Raw genomic sequence first — 208 nt, forward strand, 5'->3', positions numbered from 1 at the left:
GAAGTCGTAACAAGGTAGCCGTATCGGAAGGTGCGGCTGGATCACCTCCTTTCTAAGGATATTTACGGAATATAAGACCTTGGGTCTTATAAACAGAACGTTCCCTGTCTTGTTTAGTTTTGAAGGAACTTTGTTCCTTGAATAAGTTAAGATGGGCCTGTAGCTCAGCTGGTTAGAGCGCACGCCTGATAAGCGTGAGGTCGGTGGT

At 46.2% G+C, this 208-nt stretch carries 1 rRNA gene; it reads left to right on the plus strand.

Annotated elements, in window-relative coordinates:
• Window positions 1-52 (plus strand): 16S ribosomal RNA (locus WA325_RS21545); the annotation flags it as partial.
• Between the last annotated feature and the right edge of the window lie 156 nt (window positions 53-208).

It is taken from the genome of Bacillus sp. 205(2023) (genome assembly GCF_037027485.1).
GTDB lineage: Bacteria > Bacillota > Bacilli > Bacillales > Bacillaceae > Bacillus > Bacillus halotolerans.